Below are 19,111 nucleotides of genomic sequence, written 5' to 3' on the forward strand. Positions count from 1 at the left end.
TTCGATCTCCCCGCGGTGGCTCAGGCAAACCCGGGCAGCGACGCGAACAGGTCGACGCCGTTGCCGTCCGGGTCGAGCAGGCTCGCGTACCGCTGCCCCCACACGGCGTCCCACGGCTTGCGCGGACCCTGGTACCCGGCAGGGCGGCCTCGACGTGCGGTTCCTTCTCGGCTCCCTCAGCGAACCCGAAGCCGAGCCGGCGGTAGAAGGCCATCGAGGCGGCCACGTCGGAGACCACCCCCCCGATCGAGACGAATCGTGGAGTCATACGGCCACGGTAGGCAGCGCCGCGACGGGGAGTCTTGAACGAATCGGACTCGCGGTGGACCTAGACGTTCCCGTCGGCCAGCTTCAAAAAGGCGGTCCAGGTGGCGGGGGTGACGGTGAGGTGCGGGCTGGCGGGGGTCTTGGAGTCGCGGATGTGGATGGCCGAGGGCTGGAGGGCGACCTCGACGCAGGCGCCGCCCTCGCCGCTGCTGTAGCTCGACTTGAACCACTCAAGTGCGGTGCTGCTCATCGCTCTCCCAGAAGACGGTCCAGCAGGTCTCTCGTGTCCTCGGTGTTGAGGGCCTGCGTTCGCAGCATCGCATACTTCTGAGTCAGGATCCCCACCTCATCGGGATCGGCGATCAGCGTGCTGCCCCGCTGGGTTTCGCTGTATGCCAGCCGCTGGTGCTCAGGGGTCTCCAGCAGGATGAACGGGCCTTCGAGGCCTGCGTGCGAGGTGCGGCCGAGCGGCAGGATCTGGACGGTGAGTCCGGGCAGTTCGGCGTACTCCCGCAGGTGCCTCACCTGCTCGACGTATACGTCCCTCCCGCCCAACTCGTCCCGCAGGGCCGCCTCCCAGATCATGAAGCTCATCATCGGAGGCACCTTCCGGTGGAGGATCTCCCGCCGCTCGATGCGCGCCGCCACCAACTGCTCGATCTCGTCCTCGTCGTAGAGCGGCACGCGATTGCGGAAGACCGCCCGCGCGTAACCCTCGGTCTGGAGAAGACCAGGAACCAGCAAGCTCTCGTACCAAGAGACCGCGATCGCCTCCCGCTCCCGATCCAGATACTCCTCCGCCCACAACGGAACCAGGTCCACCTCCGGCATCCTGCTCAACGCGGTCGCCAACGCCCCCTTGGTGTCGAGGAGTTCGTCCAGCTGCTCGGCGAGGTCCGGCTTCAGTGGCCGTCTGCCCTGCTCGATCGACGCGATCTGCTGCTCGCCGACGACGAACCGCTCGCCCAGCGTCTTCTGTGTGTATCCGGCGGCCTCGCGGAACAGGGCGAGCAGTGCGCCCACCATCCTCATCGCCGAGGCGTTCCTGCGTGACCGTCGAGTCGTGGTGCTCATGCGGTCCAACTCCCCACCCGCGCACGTACATTCACTGCCGCGCACGCGTACAACTCAGCTGTACGAGTGCGCACACTGTCACATCATGAACACGAAGCGTGACTCTCGTCCTGTGAACAGCGAAACTCACCCCCCGTCCCCACGTGAGCGTTTCTACCGGCGTGAGCGTCAGTCCGTCCCGGCAGCCCGCGCGTTCACCCGCGAGGCACTCTCCGACTGGGGCGCGGGGCAACGGTCGTACGACATCGTGCTGTGCGTCAGCGAACTCGCCACCAACGCCCTGGTCCACGGCGTCCCGCCCGGCCGCGGCTTTCTGCTCCGGCTGCTGCCGTTGCCGTACGACGCCGGGGTGCGGGTCGAGGTGCACGACAGCGGGGGAGGCCTACCGGCCGTACCGCAAGGGAAGGCGTCGGACGAGGGCGGGCGCGGGCTGCTGCTGGTCTCGGAGCTGGCGGACAAGTGGGGGGTGGGGGAGCGGGAGCCGGGGAAGACCGTGTGGTGCGAGTTCGTGCTGACGCCGGAACGCGCGTGTTCCGGCTGCTGATTCCAAGTCACCGTTTCGGTCTACGTCAGCTCGGCGGACTGCTGGGCGGCCTCGTGTGCGCCGGCGCTGACCAGCCCTGTCTCGTAGGCGACGATGACGGCCGGTACCGTGCGCGGCGACGCGGGGTGCGGGGTGCGGTCGAAGGTGATCTGAGAATGCCCGCCCGCCCCTGGGCGGGGCGGGCGGGCGACGGTTCACCGGGTTCCTCCGAGGATGCCTCGGCCTTCGGGCCGGGGAGGAATCGGACTCCTGCGGAGCAGGGCCGGAAGCGGGATTTCGCCCCCAGGGCGAAACACCGTCCACCTGTTTCTTGCGGGGAGGCTCCGGCGTTCACGCCGGGGTGGAATCGCATCCGGGTGTCGCGTCGCGGAGCGTCGCCGCGTCCGGTTCAGGGCGCGGAGCGCCCGTACTGCTGTCGGTATTGCCGAGGTGATGCGAACGCGTGTGCCAGTGTTCGCTGGTCGGGGTGGTGGCTGGGGGATCGGGGCGTGTTTGTGCGGCTGTCGTACGTACGGTCCTTCGGAGGGTTCGGGACGGACACAGTGTTCCGGCCGGAGTCCGTGAGGGCGGGGGCGAGGTGGCGGCGGTTGCGGAGGCAGGGCATGCTCGGTACACCTACCGGCTGCGCGTGTCGTCCACCGCCCGCACCGCCCTGGCGGCGGAGTGGGACCGGTGCCGCTGGGTGTGGAACGAATGCGTCGCCAAGTCCAGGGCCGTACACCTGCACAACAAGGCGACCGGTCGGAAGCCCACGTGCGGCCCGGCTCAGCTCGACAGGATGCTGACCGAAGCCCGCGCCCGCACGCCATGGCTGCGTGAGGGCTCATCGGTCTGCCAGCGGCAGACCATCCGCGACTTCGGCCGCTCCCGCGCCAAGGCACACAAGGACATCCGTGAGCGCCTGCCCATGGCACGCCGGGCCGGGATGCCGAAGTGGAAATCCAAACGCGAGGCACTGCCGACCCTCAACTACACCAAGAACGGGTTCCGGTTGAAGGACGGCCGGCTGCACCTGGCGGGCGGCATCGTCGTGACGGTGGTGTGGTCGCGGGAACTGCCGTCCGAGCCGTCCTCGGTGCGCCTGTACCAGGACAGCCTCGGGCACTGGTACGCCTCGTTCGTCGTCCCCGCCCAACTCCAGCCGCTGCCGGAGACCGGTCGCGTGCTCGGTGTCGACTGGGGTGTGAAGGAGACTGCGACCACCACGTCCGACGCACACGACCTGCCGCACGCCGAGCACGGCAACAAGGCCCAGGCCAAGCTGACCCGGTACGACCGGATGATTGCCCGCCGCAAACCGAAGAAGGGACAACCGGCGTCGAAGGGCTACCGCGAGGCGAAACACCTGCGGGCGAAGGCGCACAAGAAAGTCGCCAGGCAGCGGGAGGACACCGGCCGTAAGTGGGCCAAGAAGGTGGTCCGCGACCACGACGCCATCGCGGTCGAGGACTTCCGCCCGAAGTTCCTGGCCAAGACCACCATGGCCCGCAAGGCCGCTGACGCCGCCATCGGCGCCACCAAGGCCGCTCTGATCGAGATGGGCCGCAAGCACGGGCGGGTCATCCGCCTGGTCCACCCCGCGCACACCACGATGGACTGCGCGCACTGCGATGCGAGAGCCAAGCATCGCCCGCCGCTGGGTGAGCGCACCTACACCTGCACCGCGTGCGGAGCCGTGTCCCCGCGGGACAAGAACTCCGCACGCGTCATGCTCGTCCGGGCTGGTCTCAACCCGGCTGGTGATGATGGCGGAAGACCTCCTGGAGCGCTGCTCCAGGAGGCTGCCTGAGCCAGGAATCCCCTTCCCTTCAGGGAGGGGAGGATTCAAAGGTCGTCGTCCTCCTCGTCGGCGGGACCCAGTTGGGGCAGGATGCCGTTCAGGTCGCCGTAGGCGTCGAACAGGTCCTCGACGGCCCGCACCATGGACTCCACGCCCGGTTCGCGGACGATGAGGAGGCCCTGTACCCAGAAATAGGCTCCGTCCAGGCTCTCGCCGGTGCGGCGCCAGCGGTCCATGATCGCCTGGATCCTGCCCTGCGTCATGATGTTGGCGCACCACCGTTCGCCGTCCCGTCCGACGATGAGCACGTCCCCGTCGTCGAGTGTCCCGGGCTCCTGGCCGTCCCCCACCGTGAAAGTAAAGGTGAGTTCGGGTCTGCGCACGGTCCAGAACGGCTCGTCGATCTCAAGATCCATACAGCTCCTTCAGCCTTGCGATGACCTTAGGTTCGTACTTCTTGTCAGACTTGCCGACGATTTCTATCGTGTCGCCCAGTTTCCGGAAGAACAGCCGCGCGCCGTCCTTGGTGCGGGCGTAGCTGATGCCGTTGGGAAGTGAGCCGCTTCCTATGCCAGGAGTCAGATTGCCTTCCATCAACTTCCTGAACAGGCCGTCGAGATCGGCCTGGACCTTCTGGTTCCTGGTCGACAGCTCAGCCAGATCGCTGAGCCTCTTGTCCTTCCCGATGGCGGACTTCATGCAGAACTTCGCGGCAGCCGCTGCCGCCAGGGACTTGCCACGGGCGGCGGAGGCCGGAGCGAAGCCCAGAACGTCGTCGGCGAGGCTGAGCAAGCACTGCGCCGGGGCCTTGCCCTTGCGCAGGGTCTCCAGCAGCTTCCGCAGCCGGTCCAGGGTGTGCTTGGCCTGGACCGCGTCGTCGAGGAACTTCCCGATGCCGCTGCTCACCTTGATGATGGCCTTGCCGAGGGCCGGGAACTTGCCGACGCCCACGACGATGCTGCCGGCGTTGACGGCGGTCCACAGGCAGCTCTCGATGTCCCCGGACCCGAAGCAGCGCTTGGCGTCCTCGACCCCGATGAACTCCAGCAGAATGCTGGAACCGTTCTGCTTGATCCAGTCGATGACGTCCATGGAGGCGAGGGCCTTCGCGGCGCGGTAGTCGTCCACGCAGCTCTGGCCGCACTCCTTGCGCAGGAGTTCCTCGTCGCTCGCCGACAGCTGGGGACCGGTGTCCGGGCCGTCGGCAGCGGTGGCGGCGCGCTGCGCCTCGATCAGCTTGCGGACCTCCTCCTCGGCGTCGTCGGCGGCCTTGTCCGCCTCCTTGGCCGCGCCGTCCGCGTCCTTGGCGGCTGCTTCGGCGCCGGTGGCGTCCTGCTCGGCCTGGGTCGCGGTGTCGCGGGCGCTCGCGGCGTCGTTCTCGGCGGCCGTGGCGGCGGCTCGCGCGCCCGCAGCGTCGCGTTCGGCCTCGGTGGCCTCACTGTCGGCTGCAGTGGCCTCCGCCTTGGCGCTGTACGCCGCGGACTGCGCGGCGGAGGCGTCGGCACCGGCCTGCAGGTCGTACGCCTGCGCGTTGGCATCGGCCTTCTTGGCCGCCTCGGCGGACTTCGCCGCCGCTGCGGCGGAGGCCCGCGCCGCGGCTACCGAGGCGGCGGCTCGGGCGGCGTCGGCGGCAGCGGCGGCCGCCGCCTTGGCAGCGGCCTTGGCGTCCGCTGCCGCCTTGTCGGCGAGCGCCTTCGCGGTGGCCGCGGCCTTCGCCGCGTCGTCGGACTTGGCCTTCGCGGCGGCGGCCTGCTGCTCGGCCAGGGTCATCGAGGTCTGGCCGACCAGGACGGCGAACGCCGCGGAGGAGTCCGTCTCCTTGTAGGGGGTGCCGATGTTGATGGCGTCGTTGGCCGGCTTGATGACCTCCGCCGCCGAGTCGCGGGCGGCGGTGGCCGCCTCGGCGGCGGCGTAGGCCTGGCCCGCCGTTATGGCGGCCCAGGAGGCGGTCTTGTCGGCCTCGCTGCGGGCGGCGGTGGCCTCGGTGCGCGCGGTCACGGCTGCCGCGGCGGCCTTCTTGGCCTCGACCTCGGCGTTCTCGGCGTTCTTCTGGGCGTCGGCGGCGGCCTTGATCGCCGTGGCCGCCGCTGCGTGCGCGGTGACGGCGGCCGCGTGCGTCGTACGGTACGCGGCCTGGGCGGTGTCGGCCGCGGCCTGCGCCCGGTATGCCGCCGCGTCGGCCCTGATGGAGGCGGCTCGGGCAGCGACGGCCGCCGTGGTCGCGGTGTCGGCCTCCTGTTGGGCGCTTGCCGCCGCGGCGGTCGCCGTGTTCGCTGCGGCCCGTGCCTCGGTGGCGGCGGCCCGCGTCTCCTGCGCGGCGGCGGTGCCCTCGGCCGCCGCTGCGGCAGCCTCCAGCGCCGCGGCGCGGGAGAGCGTGGCCTGCTTGACGCGGGCGGCCTCCTTGGCCTCGTCCTTGGCCTGGTACGCCCGTTGCTCGGCCTCGATCGCGTCGGCATAGCGGGCCCCTGCGGTGCTGCCGGCCGTGTCGGCGGCGGCCCGGGCCTGGGACGCCGTGGCCTGGTCCTGCTTGGCACGGGTCTCGGCGGCCTCGGCCTTGGCGCGTTCGCGGGTGGCGTTGGCGTGCTCGGCCCGAGCGGTGTCGCCGGCTGCCTCGGCCGTTGCGCGGGCCGCCTTCGCCGTCGCCGCGCCGGCCTGCGCCGTCCTCTCGGCGTTCTCGGCGGTGGTCTGGGCGGTGCGCGCCCTGGTGGCGTTGGCCGCCGCCTCCTTGGCCTGCGCGTCGGCCGCGTCGGCCGCCGCCTTCGCCTGGGCAGCGGCCTCCTCGGCGGCCGCCCGGCGGAACTCGGTGTTGATCGCGTGGGCCTGCGTCTGGGACAGCGCCAGCTGTGCCTTGCTGTCCGCGACGGTCGCCTTGGCCGCGTTGACCGCGGTCTGGGTGGCCTTCGCGGCGGCCTGGGCTCCGGCGGCGGAGGCCTTGACGACCTGCACCGACTGCTGCGCGTACAGCAGGCCGCGGCCGCGCGGGGTCTTCGCCGCGTCCGCGATCGCGTACGCGCTGGTCTGGGCGGCGGCGGCCTTGTCGGCGGCCGACTTGGCGGCGGTCGCCGCAGCGTTGGCGAGGGTCAGTTGGGCCGCTGCCTTGTTGCGTGCGGCTGTCAGATCGCTCGCCGCCTGGGTGAACAGCGCCTTGGCGGGCCGAAGCGGGTCGTCGGCGGGCTGCCCGGCCCAGAACTTCTGCCAGATGAGGATCTGTTCGGCGAGCCAGGCCTGGCCGATCGATTCGATCATCGCCTCGGTGGCCTTGTGCGCCTGGTCGGCGGCGGTCGCCTCGGCGGCCATGATGTCGGCTCGCGGTTTGGCCTGGGCGGCGTACTCCTGCTCCCACTCCGCGTAGGCGGTCGCGGTCACCGGGGCCAGGACCCGGCGCGGGTCGTCGGGGTTCCAGCTGTCGCATCCGGCCCAGGCGATCTTGAGGGACTCCACCTCCGTCCGGTACTCGGGCGAGCCCTCGACCGGCGCCTGCTGCGGGAAGCCGCCCTGACGCAGATAGCGGGCGACGTCGCTGGAGGTGGTCGAGTTGCCGGGCGGTTGGACGTTGCCGGAGTACAGCATGAAGTCGGCGAGCTGGTCGTCGCCGGCCGGTGTCTTTCCCTTGAGGGAAGCCGCGAGCTTGCGCGCACTGTCCAGCGCGGCCGCGCTCGGCGCGCTGCGGCCGTCCCGGCCGAACGTGTCGTACAGCCGTTCCTGGGGGCCGAGGGTGAAGGCCACGATGTCCGCGTCGAACTCCGGGGCATGCAGCGACATTCCGGTGCTGCCGGTGGCGCTCATGGCGAAGGGCCGGTTGGACGCCTCCCACCGCTGCTTGCGGTCCGCGGAGGCCTGCACATAGGTGACGGCGCTCTGGCGGTCGGCGCGCAGCGCGTCGTCGAGCAGGCTCGGATAGATGTTGTCCTTGCGGAACAGGGCGGCCGCCAGTTCGGCGTCGCCGCCGTTCAGGGCCTTGGCCGTGGCGGACTTGAGCGCCGAGCCGCCGATGTGCAAGGCGTACCCGGCCTCGCAGCGGTCGGCGCGGGCGCCCTGGCCGAAGGTGATCCGCGCTCCCTTGCCGTTGTCCGGCAGCGGGTCGGCGGCCTGGGCCGGGACGGCGTACGTCAGGCCGGTGAGCACGGAGACCGCCGCGACCAGCGCGGTACCGGCCAGGGTTCTGCGGCGGGCAGGCCGCCGGTGACGCCGTAATCGTGTCTGTCTGATCACTTCGCTCCCTCTCGCGTCGGACGGACGTCCCGGGAGGAAGCGGGCGGGCAGGGCGTCGTCGGGCAGGCAGCCGTGACCGGCCCGGTGCACGGGTCGGCGGCTGCGGGCATGGCGGCACCGCACGAAGCACGAAAAATCTGATTGGACAGGCGATGGCATACGCGCTGGTCAGACGCGGACTATCGGCCTCTTCCCCCTTGGACGCGAAGATCCTGGCACATCGAAAGCGCTTGCGAAAGAGCTTTGTCGGGTTGCTGTTCCCCGACGCGTCAGCGGCTGTGATTGCCTGACGAGGCAACCGGCACGGGGTGGACCGCGACCTCGGAAGAGCAGGCGGGCACGCCGGCACCCGGACCAGGCACGTGGGCGCGGGAGGGCTCCTGCCCCGGCAGCTCCGCCCAGCGGATCCGGTCACCCTCGGGTGTCACGACGGCATTCCGCACATCCTGCTCCCCTTCGAGCAAGATCGATGGAGAGGCGAGAGTAGCCGCCGGTACTCCGCCCACCACCCCCGTCCCCCGTGCAGGCCCTGCGTGGGGGACGAAGCCTGCGTGAGGGATGAAGCGTCAGCGTCCGGTCGCCGATGAGTCCCGCTGGACTTCCCGTCCCTCATTGCTCTGCGGGCGCCGGGTGAGCACGAGCGGGCCGGTCTCGGTGATGGCGACCGTGTGCTCGGAATGGGCGGTGCGCGAGCCGTCGGCCGAGCGGATCGTCCAGCCGTCCGGGTCATGGACGATCTTGTTGGTGCCGGCCGCGAACCAGGGCTCGATGGCGATCGTCAGGCCGGGACGCAGCTTCCAACCGCGGCCAGGACGACCGTCGTTGGGGATGTGCAGGTCCTCGTGCATCGTGCGGCCGATACCGTGACCGCCGAACTCCAGGTTGACCGGGTAGCCGTACTCGGCGGCCACCGCGCCGATGGTCGCCGAGATGTCCCCGAGCCTGTTGCCCGGCTGGGCCACCTTGATCGCGGCTTCCAGGGCGACCTCGGTGGCCTCGATCAGCCGCAGGTCCTCCTCGGCCGGGGTGCCGACGACGACGGAGTAGGCCGAGTCCGCGGCCCAGCCGTCGATGGTCACCGCCATGTCCATGGTCAGGAGGTCCCCGTCGCGCAGCTTGTAGCTGTGCGGCAATCCGTGCAGCACGGCATCGTTGACCGAGAGGCACACCACGTTACGGAACGGGCCCTTGCCGAACGAGGGCTCGTAGTCCCAGTAGCAGGACTCGGCGCCGCGCTCCTTGATCCGGCGGCGAGCGTGATGCTCAAGGTCCAGCAGATTGACCCCTACCGCGGCGAGGTCGGCGAGCTCAGCCAGCACCTGGCCGACGAACTGTCCAGTGACATGCATACGTTCGATGTCTGCGGGAGATTTGTGCTCGATCACTGCGAGATCCTCGATTCCCCGGGGCGGCCGACAGGTATATTTATACCAGGGGTGGGGTGGTTGCCGCCGGATACCCGTGGCTCTAGCATGTGGCCATGGTTCGCCATCCGCTCGCCCCCGAACAGATCGAGGCGGGCCGACGCCTCGGGGCCGCGTTGCGCTCCGCCCGGGCCGGACGCAGTCCCGTCGACGTGGCCTTGGCGGCGGAGATCTCGCCGGAGACCCTCCGCAAGATCGAGACCGGCCGGTTGCCGACCCCCGCGTTCGGCACCATCGTCCGGCTCAGCGAGGTACTTGGCGTACCACTGTCCGAACTCGCCAGCGTCTGGCGCACCGACCCCGCCCTGAGCAAGGCCTCCTAGCAAACGGTGCGTGACGATCACCGGCGGGGAGTCCTCAGAGTCGTGGTCGTGTCATGACCCCTCGGCTCCTCGTCCACACCCGCACCACCGCCTACCGGCACGACTCGATCCCGGCCGCCATCACCGCCGTACGCACCCTCGGCGCCTTCGAGGTGGACGCGGCGGAGGACCCGGCGGCTCTCGAAGCGCCACTCGACGGCTACGCGGCGGTGGTCTTCCTCTCCACCAGCGGCGAGGTGCTCACCCCGGCCGGGCGGGAGCGGCTGGCGGCGTATGCGGAGTCGGGCGGCGGATTCGTCGGGGTGCACGCGGCGGCCTGCACGGAGTACGAGTGGCCGTACTACGGCGAGTTGCTGGGCGCCCGGTTCGCCCGGCACCCCGCGTACCAGCCAGGCAAGGTGATCGTCGAGGACCGTGGCCATCCGGCCACCCGACACCTGCCCGCCGTCTGGCACTTCACCGACGAGTGGTACGACTTCCGCACCAACCCGCGAGGCGCGGTACGGGTGTTGGCAAGCGCCGACGAGTCGTCGTACGAGGGCGGAGGCATGGGCGCCGACCACCCGCTGGTCTGGTGCCGTGAACAGGGCGAGGGCCGCGTCTTCTACACGTCCCTCGGCCACGCCTCCGAGGCTTACGAGGACCCCGCCTTCCGGGCCCACCTGCTGGGCGGGATCCAGTGGGCGGCGGGGCTCGCCCTGTCCTGAGTCAGTTGGCGCGGAGCGCCACAGCGACATGACGTACGGAATGCCGTGGGAGACGCGGTAGTCCGATTCTGGTCGAGGTCACCAGGGGACTACGCCGCCGTCCTCGAAGAACGAACCGGTCGGGCCGCCGTCGGGCAGCGTGGCGAGCCGGATCGCGGTGGCCGCGCCCTGCTCAGGAGTGCGGGGCCCTTGGAAGCCGGTGAAGTCGGCCGCGACCAGGCCCGGGCAGGCGGCGTTGATCAGGATGTTCGTACCGGTACCCCGGCGGCGCGCAGCTTCTTTTGCCGGGCTGATCCGCACGGCCACCCGGCTGTGACCCTCTTGCCTTCCATCAGTCGCGGGCCCGATCCCAGAACCGTTCTGCCGCCACTTCCGTCTCTTGTCGCAACAGCACTTCGACAAGCGGCGCTTCGAGGTGTCGTCAAGGTGTACGGATGCATGGGAAGGGTTTTGGGAACGGTGTTACTGAGTCACAGAAACAGGACCATCGGCTGGATCGCCGGGGGCGCGCTGTCGGCGGTCATAGGCCTCACAGGCTGCTCGGACAGTTCGGACTCCACCGCGGACAAGGGGACGGCCGCGAGCAGCTCGCCCGCGCCCGACGCCGAAACGTCGGCGCAGGAGAAGCCGGAGGATGCCTCGGCGCCGTCGCAGGCCTCGGCCGCCGACCAGTCCACGGCCGAGGGGGCCGTGGCCGCGTGGGTCACCGCGGTGGTCAAGGGCGAGCCGAAGGACGCTTGCCTGCTGATGGGGGAGGCGGCCACCGGTTCGTCGCCCGCGCGAGCGGGCACGGAGGCGACGTGTGACGGCGACACGCCTCAGGCGCAGCAGATCGAGAAGAACATCGGGCAGTTCCGCAAGTCGTTCACGCCCGAGCCGCCCACGGACGACCCGAAGGTCGAAGTCGCCCGGGTTCCGGCCACCGGCGGCAAGGCAGTGGTCCCCGCCGACAAGATCACCGTCGACGGACAGAGACTCGACAAGATCATCCTTTCCCGCTCCACCGGGGTGAAGTCCGGACAGCTGGACGTCAAGGTGCAGTCCACCAAGATCGGTAAAGCCTGGTACGTGACGGACCTCGACCTCAATATCGGCTGAGCGGTCAGGTTCGGCTCACCTGGTCGACGGTGCGGGTGCCCCGGTGACTGAGATGCAGCGAGCACGGATCGAGCCGCTGCTCCTGAGCTGAGATGGTTCTCCCCAGCAGCCGGCCGTTCGACGGTGCGCCGGACGTCTTGAAGGAGTTGACGGAGCCCGATCGCCTCGGGCGAGGTTGCTGGGGAGCCGTCGCTCAAGGCGTGGAAGCCGCGATGACAGCCCGTTGGAACTTCAAGCGCCAGGTCCGCGCCCGCGCCGCCAAGACCGGCGAGTCCCACACGTCCGCCCTCAACTGGTGGTGGCCATGAAGGAACTGTCCGACTTTCTGAAAGAGTTTGTAACGCCCAAGCTGAAGCCCCTTGGCTTCAGAAGGAAGGGGCAGGTATACAGACTCGACGGTGACTCTGGAGATGTTGCCTTTATCCACTTCACGCCCGTTCGCATTGATCCTCATGCGGTGGTTTTTCATGCCCGGTGTTCATTCGTTCCGGAGCCTCATTGGCAGTTCCTGAACCGGCAGCACATGGTTGCCGGAGTTCCCGAGGCCAAGGAGTCGGGAGCCCTGGCGTCCTACTCTTTGATGCCGCCGGATTCGGCGGCTCATGCCCCTGCTTCGTCGGGTGTCTTCCGTACGAGATGGGCCTTTGGCGACAGGAACCGCGCCGAGGTGGGGGAGGTGCTTGTCGAAGCACTGGTGGCCGAGGTTCCAAGGATCCGCCAACTGCTCGTCCGAGAGAACCTTCTCGCGGCGATTGAGTCGCCGGAAACACCGTCGATTCGTCGTCGCGGGGCGCTCCAGTCGGAGTTGCTGCTCATGGTTGACGAATATGATCGCGAGAGGGTTCAGGAGCTGCTCTCCAGGATGGGCGAAGACGATCCGTTCATTGAACTCTTCAACCGGTGGGCTTATATGAGACGCGGTCTTCAGTCAGGGCTTCGGCGTAGTCGCAGGGCGTCCGGTTCGTGGTGATCTGCCAGCTCAGCGGTGACCCGGGAACGTGACAGGCAGGGGCTTCCAAGATCATGGAGTTCTCTACGCCCCGTGATCCGAACGGAAGACCGTGCCTGCCGACGCACCATCGCCGATCCCACGCGCTCTTGACCAACTGCGCGGTCATCCTGAGGTCGTATGCGATGAGGTGCCCGGCCTGCTGGAGCGGCTGGCGGAGGTACCCGACCCGCGTGATCCTCGCGGAGTGCGCCACACGTTGAGTGTCGTACTCGCGCTCACTGCGTGCGCGGTTCTGGCCGGCGCTAGGTCGCTGCTGGCGGTCGGCGAGTGGATCGCCGACGTTCCGCCGCAGGTGCTCACCACGGTCGGAGCACGTCCCGATCCCCTGTTACCGCAGCGGCGCCTGCCTGCGGAAACGACGGTCCGCCGACTCTTGGCCGGATCGACGGCGACGCCCAGCGTGATGCCGTCCGGCGCCAGCGCCATGCACACGCACGCGCACTTGGATCGGCGAGTGTGAGGCCGGTGCCGGAGGCCGCCGCGGGTATCGGCGGGCAGATTCGCGACCAGCTCCGCAAGCGCGTCCGCCGTGAGATGGGCTGATTCCTCGGTGCGAGGCCGACGGCCCCGGGAAGGGTGGCCACGGGGCGCCGTCCGGCGCTGAATCGCTGGCCCTGGCTGCGCCGTCGTATCCGTTCTGGATGTGGGCCCGCCGGGGGCGGTGCACTGTGTGCGGGTCAGCGGGCGATCGAGATGGCGAAGGGCGCGAATCCGCTGGACCGAATCACGTGCGGTACGAACAGTATCGCGGCCTCCGTGGCGCGGGCGGTCTGGATCCCGCCGAGATCAGTGATCCACTCCTTGCGCCAGCCGAGGTCGATGAGCAGTTCACGGGCGGTCTGCTTGGCCTGCGGATCCTCGCCGGAGAGGAAGGCATCGGGCGCCTGGGTGAGCGTGGCCGGCGCGGTCATCACCGGGAAGAGCATGGTGTTGAGTGTCTTGACGACGCGCGTTTCGGGGAGCGCTGCCTGGAGTTGCTCGGCGAGGCTTGAGCCGGGGTAGATCAGGTCGGCGGGCAGTCCGTCCGGACCGTCGACGGTGGCGTTGGAGACGTCGACGAGAATCTTGTCGCGCAGTTCCTCGCGCAGGGCGACGAGCCGGTCCAGCGAGCCGGCGCCCGGGGTGGCGTTGATGACGATCCGGGCCGTCCGGGCAGCGTCGGCGGCGGCGCCCGGCGCGCGGTCCGCCACGGTCACCTCATGCCCTGCCCGGATGAGGGCTGTGGCCAGGTTGCCGCCGACGCGGCCGTTTCCGAGTACTGCGATCGTGGTCATGATGATCTGGTCCTTCCGTGCGTGCAGGTTGTGGTGCGCGGTCAGCGTGAGAGCGTGGCGACGGCCTCGGCGTGGACGCCGGGCGCGGCGGCCAGGAAGCTCTCGCTCTGCGGGGTCCAGGGGCGGCCCTCGGCGTCGGAGATCTGTCCGCCGGCCTCGGTGACGAGCAGCGCCCCGGGCAGCAGGTCCGCGCGGGCGCCGGCGAACTGCCAGAAGGCGTCGATCCGGCCTGCGGCCACGTTCGTCAGGTGCAGGGTCGCGGGCACGGAGGTGCGGACGACGAGCGCGTCGAAGAGCATCGCGCTGATCGAGGAGCCGACGCGCCGCACGACCTTCTCGTCCTCGTCCGGCCGGGCCTGGCTGGTGGCCACGATGCCCAGGCCGAGGTCCGCGGTCCGGGAGACGCGCAGCGGCCGGCCGTCGAGGTGGGCGCCCGCACCGGCGAGCGCGGTGTAGGTCTCGCCGGTCAACGGCAGGTGGACCACGGTGAGCACCGGCTGGTTGTCCCGCACGAGAGTGGCGGTCACCGCCCAATCCGGCAGGGCGTGCAGGTGGTTGACGTTGCCTTCGGCCGGATCCACGACCCACCACTCGCCGGACGGCAGCGCCCCGCCGTCCAGCTCGTCCTCCACCCAGCCCGCGTCCGGGCGCAGACGCGTTAGGCGGGGGCGCAGGATGTCGAGGGCCGTGTCGTCGTTGGCGGCGAGCGCGCGCATCAGCTCCTCGCGGGTCTGGTAGCGGACCGCCTCGCCGAAGCGCTCGCGCAGCGCCGAACCAGCCGCTCCTACGGCGATCGCGGTCTGAGCGAGCAGGTCGGCGTCGGAGGCGGTGACGTCAGTGGTCTGAAGCGTTTCGGACATGGCGGTACTCCCGTGTGAGGAAGGGGTGTTGAGGCCGGTCGGATCGAGCTGTGCGTTCCGTCTTGCGCTCTGCTCTCGAAGGTATAGAGCCCCGTAATTAACTTCAAATGCATGTTAAGCACGGCTAGGATTACTCACATGCAATTGGATTTGAACCTGCTCACCGCGCTCGACGCGCTGCTGGAGGAGGGAAGTGTGGCCGGGGCGGCGGCGCGCCTACATGTCACCGCCCCCGCGATGAGCCGGAGTCTGGGCCGAATCCGGCGCACGACCGGGGATCAGATCCTGGTGCGCACCGGTCGCACGATGACCCCGACGCCGTATGCGATCGCCGTCCGGGAACAGGTGCACGAGCTGCTGCACCAGGTCCACGGGGTGCTGGCTCCGAGCCGTGAACTCGATCTGGCAACGCTGGAGCGCACTTTCACACTCCGCTGGCACGATTCCCTGGTCGCCTTGAGCGGCCCCGCACTGCTCGCGGCCGTCCGCGAACAGGCCCCGGGGGTGCGCTTGCGCTTCGTCGCGGAATCGAGCATCGACACCCCCGAGTTGCGGCGCGGCGAGGTCGACCTGGAGGCGAACGCCAACCGCCCGAGCGCACCGGACATCCGTGCCGAGAACGTGGGCGAGACCCGCCTCGTCATCGTCGTGAGGCAGGGGCACCCCCTCACCCGCGTCAGGTCCGTCACCGCAAAGCGGTACGCCGCCGCTGAGCACGTGACCGTCTCGCGACGTGGAAACCTCAGCAATGCCGTCGACGACGCCCTCGCGCGGCTCGGCCTCACCCGCCGCGTGGTGGCGACCGCGCCCACGGAAGCGGCCGCGTTGGAGTTCGCGCGCGGCTCCGATCTCCTGATCAGCGTCCCCGAAGCCACCACGCGGTCCGCGGTCGCCGACCTCGGCCTGGTCGCGCTCCCCCTCCCGCTCGAACTGCCATCGGCACCGATATACCTGTCGTGGCATCAGCGCTACGACACCGACCACGCCCACGCCTGGCTGCGCGGGCTGGCGCGAACCGTGCTGGACATGTGCGGAGCGTCGTAGTCGGCGCCGTCCGGCCGCTTCGCCCATACGGCGGTCTGCGCGGAGGGCAGTGCGATGTTCACGATGGTGGTGTCCAGGACCACCATCAGCTGGGCGAGGCCCAGCACTGGCCAGGGCGCGCCCGCGACGCGGTGGCGCGACTCCGGGCTCAGTGGCCGCAACGGGTGCGGTGCTCACGACGTACTCCAGAAACGAGGCAGGAGAGAAAGAGAAGAGAACGGGCGCACGGCGGAGGCCGGCCGGCCTAGGGCCTGTTGCGAAAGTGGCCTCGTCGCCCGGAGGGCGGCCGCGCGGCGTCCGGTGCGTGCTCTCGGCGTGCCGCCCGGAAGCCCTCGTACTGGGCGTACTCGGGCTTTCGGGCGGTGCGGCGAGAGTGCGTGCCGGGCGTCGCGCGGCAGAGGCCACTTTCGCAACAGGCCCTAGGGGCGGCGGGCGATCCAGGTGGTGCGTGTCGTGCGGACGCTCAGGTCACCGCGGCGCACGATGCCGAGCGGGTGGGTCTCCTCCAAGAGGGCGTCGAGGGCGGCCAGGTCACCCGCTTCCAGCGCGTCGTCGGCGTGGAAGCGCAGCTTGGTCAGACAGACCTGCGCGTAGCGGCCCAACGCCGGACCGGCCTGGGAGGCGGTGAGGCGGATTTCGAAGGGGCGGCGCGCGTCCACGGTGAAGCCGGCGTCCATGAGCGTCCGGTCCCATTCGTGCGGCGGCTCGGTGTTCGTCACGGCGTGCAGCCGTGCCTCCAGCCCAGGGCGGCCGACGCCGGCGTCCTCGGGCAGGAAGCGCGGAAAGAAGTCCATCTCGCTGACCGCGAGCAGACCGCCCGGCCGCAGCTGCCCGTACGCCTGAGCCAGCGTCCGGGCCGGATCGCTCAGGTGGTGCAGGAAGGCAGCGGCCCACATCAGGTCGTACGGCTCCCCTTTGCCGGACAGGGGCCATGGCTCGTCCAGGTTCGCCTCCAGCGTGCGGATACGTCCTGCGACGCCGTGCGTGGCTGCCTGCTTCTGCAGCCGGTGCAGCATCTGGGGCGAGATGTCCGCCGCCGTCACCGACGCGGCGGGGAACCGGTCGGCGAGCGCGAGACTGCCGGTGCCGGGACCACTGCCCACATCCATGATCCGCGCCGGGACGGAGTCGGCGAGATTCACGATCCAGTCGGTCAGCTCCGTGAGGTACGGCTTGAGGACCTCGGCGTCCAGCTCCAGCAACTCCGCCATCGCGACGTCGAAGCCGCTCGCACGCTCGTGCCCGATATGACGGTGCGTGGTGTGGTGTGTGCTCATGCGCCGACGGTATGACGATCATTGCCAGCGGGTCATACACTCTTGCCGGTGAAGCAAGAATCGACTCTCGACTCCGTCGTCAGGATGCGGATCCGGTCCCTGCGCAAAGCACGCGGCTGGTCACTGGACAACCTCGCCGAACGCGCTGACATCAGCCCGTCCCAGCTCAGCCGGATCGAGACCGGGCACCGCCGCATCAGTCTTGACCAGCTCACCGCCATCGCGAGCGCCCTGGGCAAGTCCCTCGACCAGCTCGTCGAATCCCCTGACGACTCCGACGTCGTCATCCGTCCCGACCGCGACGAGGACCGGGGCCTGACCACCTGGCTCCTCAGCGGCGACAACGGCCCCCAGGGCCTGACCGTCGCCAAGATGCGCATCACCGACCCGGCGGGCGCCGTCGCGCCGGACGACCTCGGAGTCCACCCGGGCCGGGACTGGTTCACCGTGCTGTCCGGCACGGTCGTCCTCTACCTCGGCGAACGCGTCATTCGCGTCGAGGCCGGACAGGCCGCCTCCTTCTCCACCATGACCCCCCACACCCTGCGCGCCGACCGCGGGCCCGCCGAGGTCCTGTGCATCCTCGACCACAACGGCGAACGCAACCACCTCCACGCGAGCCCGTGACCATCGCGACCGCCAACGCCCGGGACGCCAAGTAGCGGGGGTTCGGCGCTCATCCCGCGACCACCGAAACAGCCGCACGGGCGCCACGTCTTCAAGCCGGGCCGTCACGGGTCTTCAGTCCTGACATGTATGCGGGTCGTGACTTGGAACGCCTGGGGTCGATTCGGGCCGTGGCGGGAGCGCCATCCGGCCCAGTCTTGCGGACGGTCTTCGACCAGCAGGCCCCGGCCTGCGCTCCACCCCACGACCGCCGACTCGACACGGACACACGAATACGGCCCGATACGCTCCTTCTCCTGAGGAGCGCAGCTTTCCCGAAGAGGGACAGGGCCCTGGTACTACAGCCTCCGATCTTGAGGTTGTGATCGGTCCTACATCACATCGATGGCGTGACCCTCAACGTGGACAGCGACGACGTCAACAAGCAGGTGACCGTCGGTTCATGGGCCGCCGACCGCTCCCTCGCGCCCGGTCTCGCCACCTGGACCCTCAATTCACCTGCGGGGACGGAGCCGGGTTTCCTGTCGCCCCGCCGTCGTACTCGCCCGCACCACCAACCGCGTCGACAGTTCCGTCCGCGTGCTCTCCGGACGGTCGCCGTCCATCATGCGTACCAGCAGCCGCAGCGCCGTCGCCGCCATCTCCGACAGCGGCTGGCGCACCGTGGTGAGCTGCGGGGTGAGCCAGCGGGCCTCCGGGAGGTCGTCGAAGCCTACGACGCTCATGTCGTCCGGTACCCGCAACTCCCGCTCGGACAGGGCCTCGTAGACGCCCAGGGCCATGCGGTCCGAGCAGACGAAGACGGCCGTGGGCGGCTCGGGCAGGTCGAGGAGTTCCAGCATGCGGCGGCGAGCGAGGCTCTCGTCGAAGCCGGCGTGGCGGACGTACTCGGGGCGGTACCGGACGCCGGCCGACGCGAGCGCCGAACGGTAGCCCGCCACCCGCCCGCTGCTGCACATCTTGTGCTGGTGACCGGCGATGACGGCGATCCGCTCATGGCCCAGCGCCAGCAGATGTTCCGTCGCCGTCACCCCGCCCTGCCAGTTCGCCGCGCCCACCGACACCACGCCCGCCGGAGGCTCCAGCACCGGGTCGATCAGCACGTACGGAACGCGGTGCTGGTCCAGCCAGGCGTACTGCGACTCCGTCAGCTCGGCCAGGTTGAACAGCACGCCCGAGGAGCCACGGGCGACGAGCTTGTCCAGCCACCCCCGCTCGGGGGCGCTGCCCCGGGTCCGGGTGAGGCCGGCCGACACCACCACCTCCAGCCCCGCGTCGTGGGCCGCCGCCTCCACTCCGTGCAGCACCGCCCCCGACCAGGAGGTGTCCAGCGAGTGCACGACCAGGTCGACCAGGCCCGAGGACTTCACCGCGTCGAAGCGGGGTCTGCGGACGTAACCGAGCCGGTCCAAGGCCTCCGTGACCCGGCGTCGGGTCTCCGGTGCCACGTCCTCGCGGCCGTTGACCACCTTCGAGGCGGTCGGCACGGACACCCCGGCCTCGCGGGCCACGACCGCAAGGGTCGGCCCGGCGGCCACGCTCGCACTCCCCGTACGGACCATCGGGAACCACCTCTCCGGCCCGCCCG

At 70.0% G+C, this 19,111-nt stretch carries 18 protein-coding genes and 2 pseudogenes; 9 read left to right on the plus strand and 11 right to left on the minus strand.

The annotated features are described in order from the left end of the window. Positions 1 to 20: 20 nt before the first annotated feature. From ACIBK3_RS11955 to ACIBK3_RS11965, 3 genes and pseudogenes are all read right to left on the minus strand, one after another. Positions 21 to 268 (minus strand): annotated as a pseudogene (locus ACIBK3_RS11955) (hypothetical protein). Positions 269 to 328: 60 nt separating this feature from the next. After that, complete coding sequence (locus ACIBK3_RS11960) at positions 329 to 517, minus strand: DUF397 domain-containing protein (protein ID WP_399364515.1); 189 nt, start codon at positions 515 to 517, stop codon at positions 329 to 331. Then, positions 514 to 1,341 carry a Scr1 family TA system antitoxin-like transcriptional regulator gene (locus ACIBK3_RS11965; protein WP_399364517.1) on the minus strand — a complete coding sequence of 276 codons (828 nt, stop codon included), beginning with the start codon at positions 1,339 to 1,341 and terminating at the stop codon, positions 514 to 516. The genes ACIBK3_RS11960 and ACIBK3_RS11965 overlap by 4 nt, the downstream gene beginning before the upstream one ends. Positions 1,342 to 1,453: 112 nt before the next feature. On the opposite strand from ACIBK3_RS11965, the gene ACIBK3_RS11970 reads away from it, so the two are divergent. Continuing rightward, entirely contained in the window at positions 1,454 to 1,885 is a 432-nt protein-coding gene (locus ACIBK3_RS11970) for an ATP-binding protein (protein WP_399364519.1), read from the plus strand. Positions 1,886 to 2,462: 577 nt separating this feature from the next. After that, positions 2,463 to 3,674, plus strand: coding sequence for an RNA-guided endonuclease InsQ/TnpB family protein (locus ACIBK3_RS11975; protein ID WP_399364521.1), 1,212 nt, complete (start codon positions 2,463 to 2,465; stop codon positions 3,672 to 3,674). A 35-nt stretch (positions 3,675 to 3,709) separates the two neighbouring features. Here the strand turns inward: ACIBK3_RS11975 and ACIBK3_RS11980 are convergent, their stop codons facing one another. The 3 genes from ACIBK3_RS11980 to map form a co-directional block, all read right to left on the minus strand. Then, on the minus strand, positions 3,710 to 4,081 hold the full coding sequence (locus ACIBK3_RS11980; RefSeq protein ID WP_399364523.1) for a hypothetical protein: 372 nt from the start codon (positions 4,079 to 4,081) through the stop codon (positions 3,710 to 3,712). Continuing rightward, positions 4,071 to 7,877 carry a hypothetical protein gene (locus ACIBK3_RS11985; RefSeq protein WP_399364524.1) on the minus strand — a complete coding sequence of 1,269 codons (3,807 nt, stop codon included), beginning with the start codon at positions 7,875 to 7,877 and terminating at the stop codon, positions 4,071 to 4,073. The genes ACIBK3_RS11980 and ACIBK3_RS11985 overlap by 11 nt, the downstream gene beginning before the upstream one ends. Before the next feature lie 566 nt (positions 7,878 to 8,443). Then, positions 8,444 to 9,262: a type I methionyl aminopeptidase gene (gene map, locus ACIBK3_RS11990; protein ID WP_399364526.1), complete on the minus strand. Its 819-nt coding sequence runs from the start codon at positions 9,260 to 9,262 to the stop codon at positions 8,444 to 8,446. A 95-nt stretch (positions 9,263 to 9,357) separates the two neighbouring features. Here map and ACIBK3_RS11995 point away from each other — a divergent pair, with 95 nt between their 5' ends. Both ACIBK3_RS11995 and ACIBK3_RS12000 read left to right on the plus strand, forming a co-directional pair. Next, positions 9,358 to 9,624: a helix-turn-helix transcriptional regulator gene (locus tag ACIBK3_RS11995; protein ID WP_399364528.1), complete on the plus strand. Its 267-nt coding sequence runs from the start codon at positions 9,358 to 9,360 to the stop codon at positions 9,622 to 9,624. 53 nt (positions 9,625 to 9,677) lie between these two features. Further along, positions 9,678 to 10,331: a ThuA domain-containing protein gene (locus tag ACIBK3_RS12000; RefSeq protein WP_399364530.1), complete on the plus strand. Its 654-nt coding sequence runs from the start codon at positions 9,678 to 9,680 to the stop codon at positions 10,329 to 10,331. Positions 10,332 to 10,409: 78 nt separating this feature from the next. On the opposite strand, the pseudogene ACIBK3_RS12005 reads toward ACIBK3_RS12000, so the two are convergent. After that, positions 10,410 to 10,598, minus strand: a pseudogene (locus ACIBK3_RS12005) (dehydrogenase); the annotation flags it as partial. Between the two features lie 171 nt (positions 10,599 to 10,769). On the opposite strand from ACIBK3_RS12005, the gene ACIBK3_RS12010 reads away from it, so the two are divergent. From ACIBK3_RS12010 to ACIBK3_RS12020, 3 genes are all read left to right on the plus strand, one after another. Further along, a complete protein-coding gene (locus ACIBK3_RS12010) occupies positions 10,770 to 11,429 on the plus strand; it encodes a hypothetical protein (protein ID WP_399364532.1) in 660 nt (219 codons plus the stop codon). Positions 11,430 to 11,733: 304 nt separating this feature from the next. After that, positions 11,734 to 12,399, plus strand: a complete 666-nt coding sequence (locus ACIBK3_RS12015; RefSeq protein WP_399364534.1) for a DUF4304 domain-containing protein — start codon at positions 11,734 to 11,736, stop codon at positions 12,397 to 12,399. Between the two features lie 226 nt (positions 12,400 to 12,625). Next, positions 12,626 to 12,901 (plus strand): transposase family protein, encoded by a 276-nt coding sequence (locus ACIBK3_RS12020; RefSeq protein WP_399364536.1) that lies wholly within the window; start codon positions 12,626 to 12,628, stop codon positions 12,899 to 12,901. Between the two features lie 217 nt (positions 12,902 to 13,118). Here the strand turns inward: ACIBK3_RS12020 and ACIBK3_RS12025 are convergent, their stop codons facing one another. Then, complete coding sequence (locus ACIBK3_RS12025; protein ID WP_399364538.1) at positions 13,119 to 13,715, minus strand: NADPH-dependent F420 reductase; 597 nt, start codon at positions 13,713 to 13,715, stop codon at positions 13,119 to 13,121. 41 nt (positions 13,716 to 13,756) lie between these two features. Then, positions 13,757 to 14,575 (minus strand): 3'(2'),5'-bisphosphate nucleotidase CysQ, encoded by an 819-nt coding sequence (locus ACIBK3_RS12030; protein ID WP_399364540.1) that lies wholly within the window; start codon positions 14,573 to 14,575, stop codon positions 13,757 to 13,759. A gap of 138 nt (positions 14,576 to 14,713) precedes the next feature. Between ACIBK3_RS12030 and ACIBK3_RS12035 the strand changes: the two genes are divergently transcribed. Next, on the plus strand, positions 14,714 to 15,619 hold the full coding sequence (locus ACIBK3_RS12035; protein WP_399364542.1) for a LysR family transcriptional regulator: 906 nt from the start codon (positions 14,714 to 14,716) through the stop codon (positions 15,617 to 15,619). Positions 15,620 to 16,038: 419 nt separating this feature from the next. Here ACIBK3_RS12035 and ACIBK3_RS12040 read toward each other — a convergent pair whose 3' ends face one another. Further along, positions 16,039 to 16,896 carry a class I SAM-dependent methyltransferase gene (locus tag ACIBK3_RS12040; protein WP_399364544.1) on the minus strand — a complete coding sequence of 286 codons (858 nt, stop codon included), beginning with the start codon at positions 16,894 to 16,896 and terminating at the stop codon, positions 16,039 to 16,041. An 84-nt stretch (positions 16,897 to 16,980) separates the two neighbouring features. Between ACIBK3_RS12040 and ACIBK3_RS12045 the strand changes: the two genes are divergently transcribed. Continuing rightward, positions 16,981 to 17,523: a helix-turn-helix domain-containing protein gene (locus tag ACIBK3_RS12045; protein WP_175331384.1), complete on the plus strand. Its 543-nt coding sequence runs from the start codon at positions 16,981 to 16,983 to the stop codon at positions 17,521 to 17,523. Positions 17,524 to 18,017: 494 nt separating this feature from the next. Here ACIBK3_RS12045 and ACIBK3_RS12050 read toward each other — a convergent pair whose 3' ends face one another. Next, complete coding sequence (locus ACIBK3_RS12050) at positions 18,018 to 19,085, minus strand: LacI family DNA-binding transcriptional regulator (protein ID WP_399364546.1); 1,068 nt, start codon at positions 19,083 to 19,085, stop codon at positions 18,018 to 18,020. Between the last annotated feature and the right edge of the window lie 26 nt (positions 19,086 to 19,111).

Source organism: Streptomyces sp. NPDC050287, assembly GCF_044459385.1.
Lineage (GTDB): Bacteria > Actinomycetota > Actinomycetes > Streptomycetales > Streptomycetaceae > Streptomyces.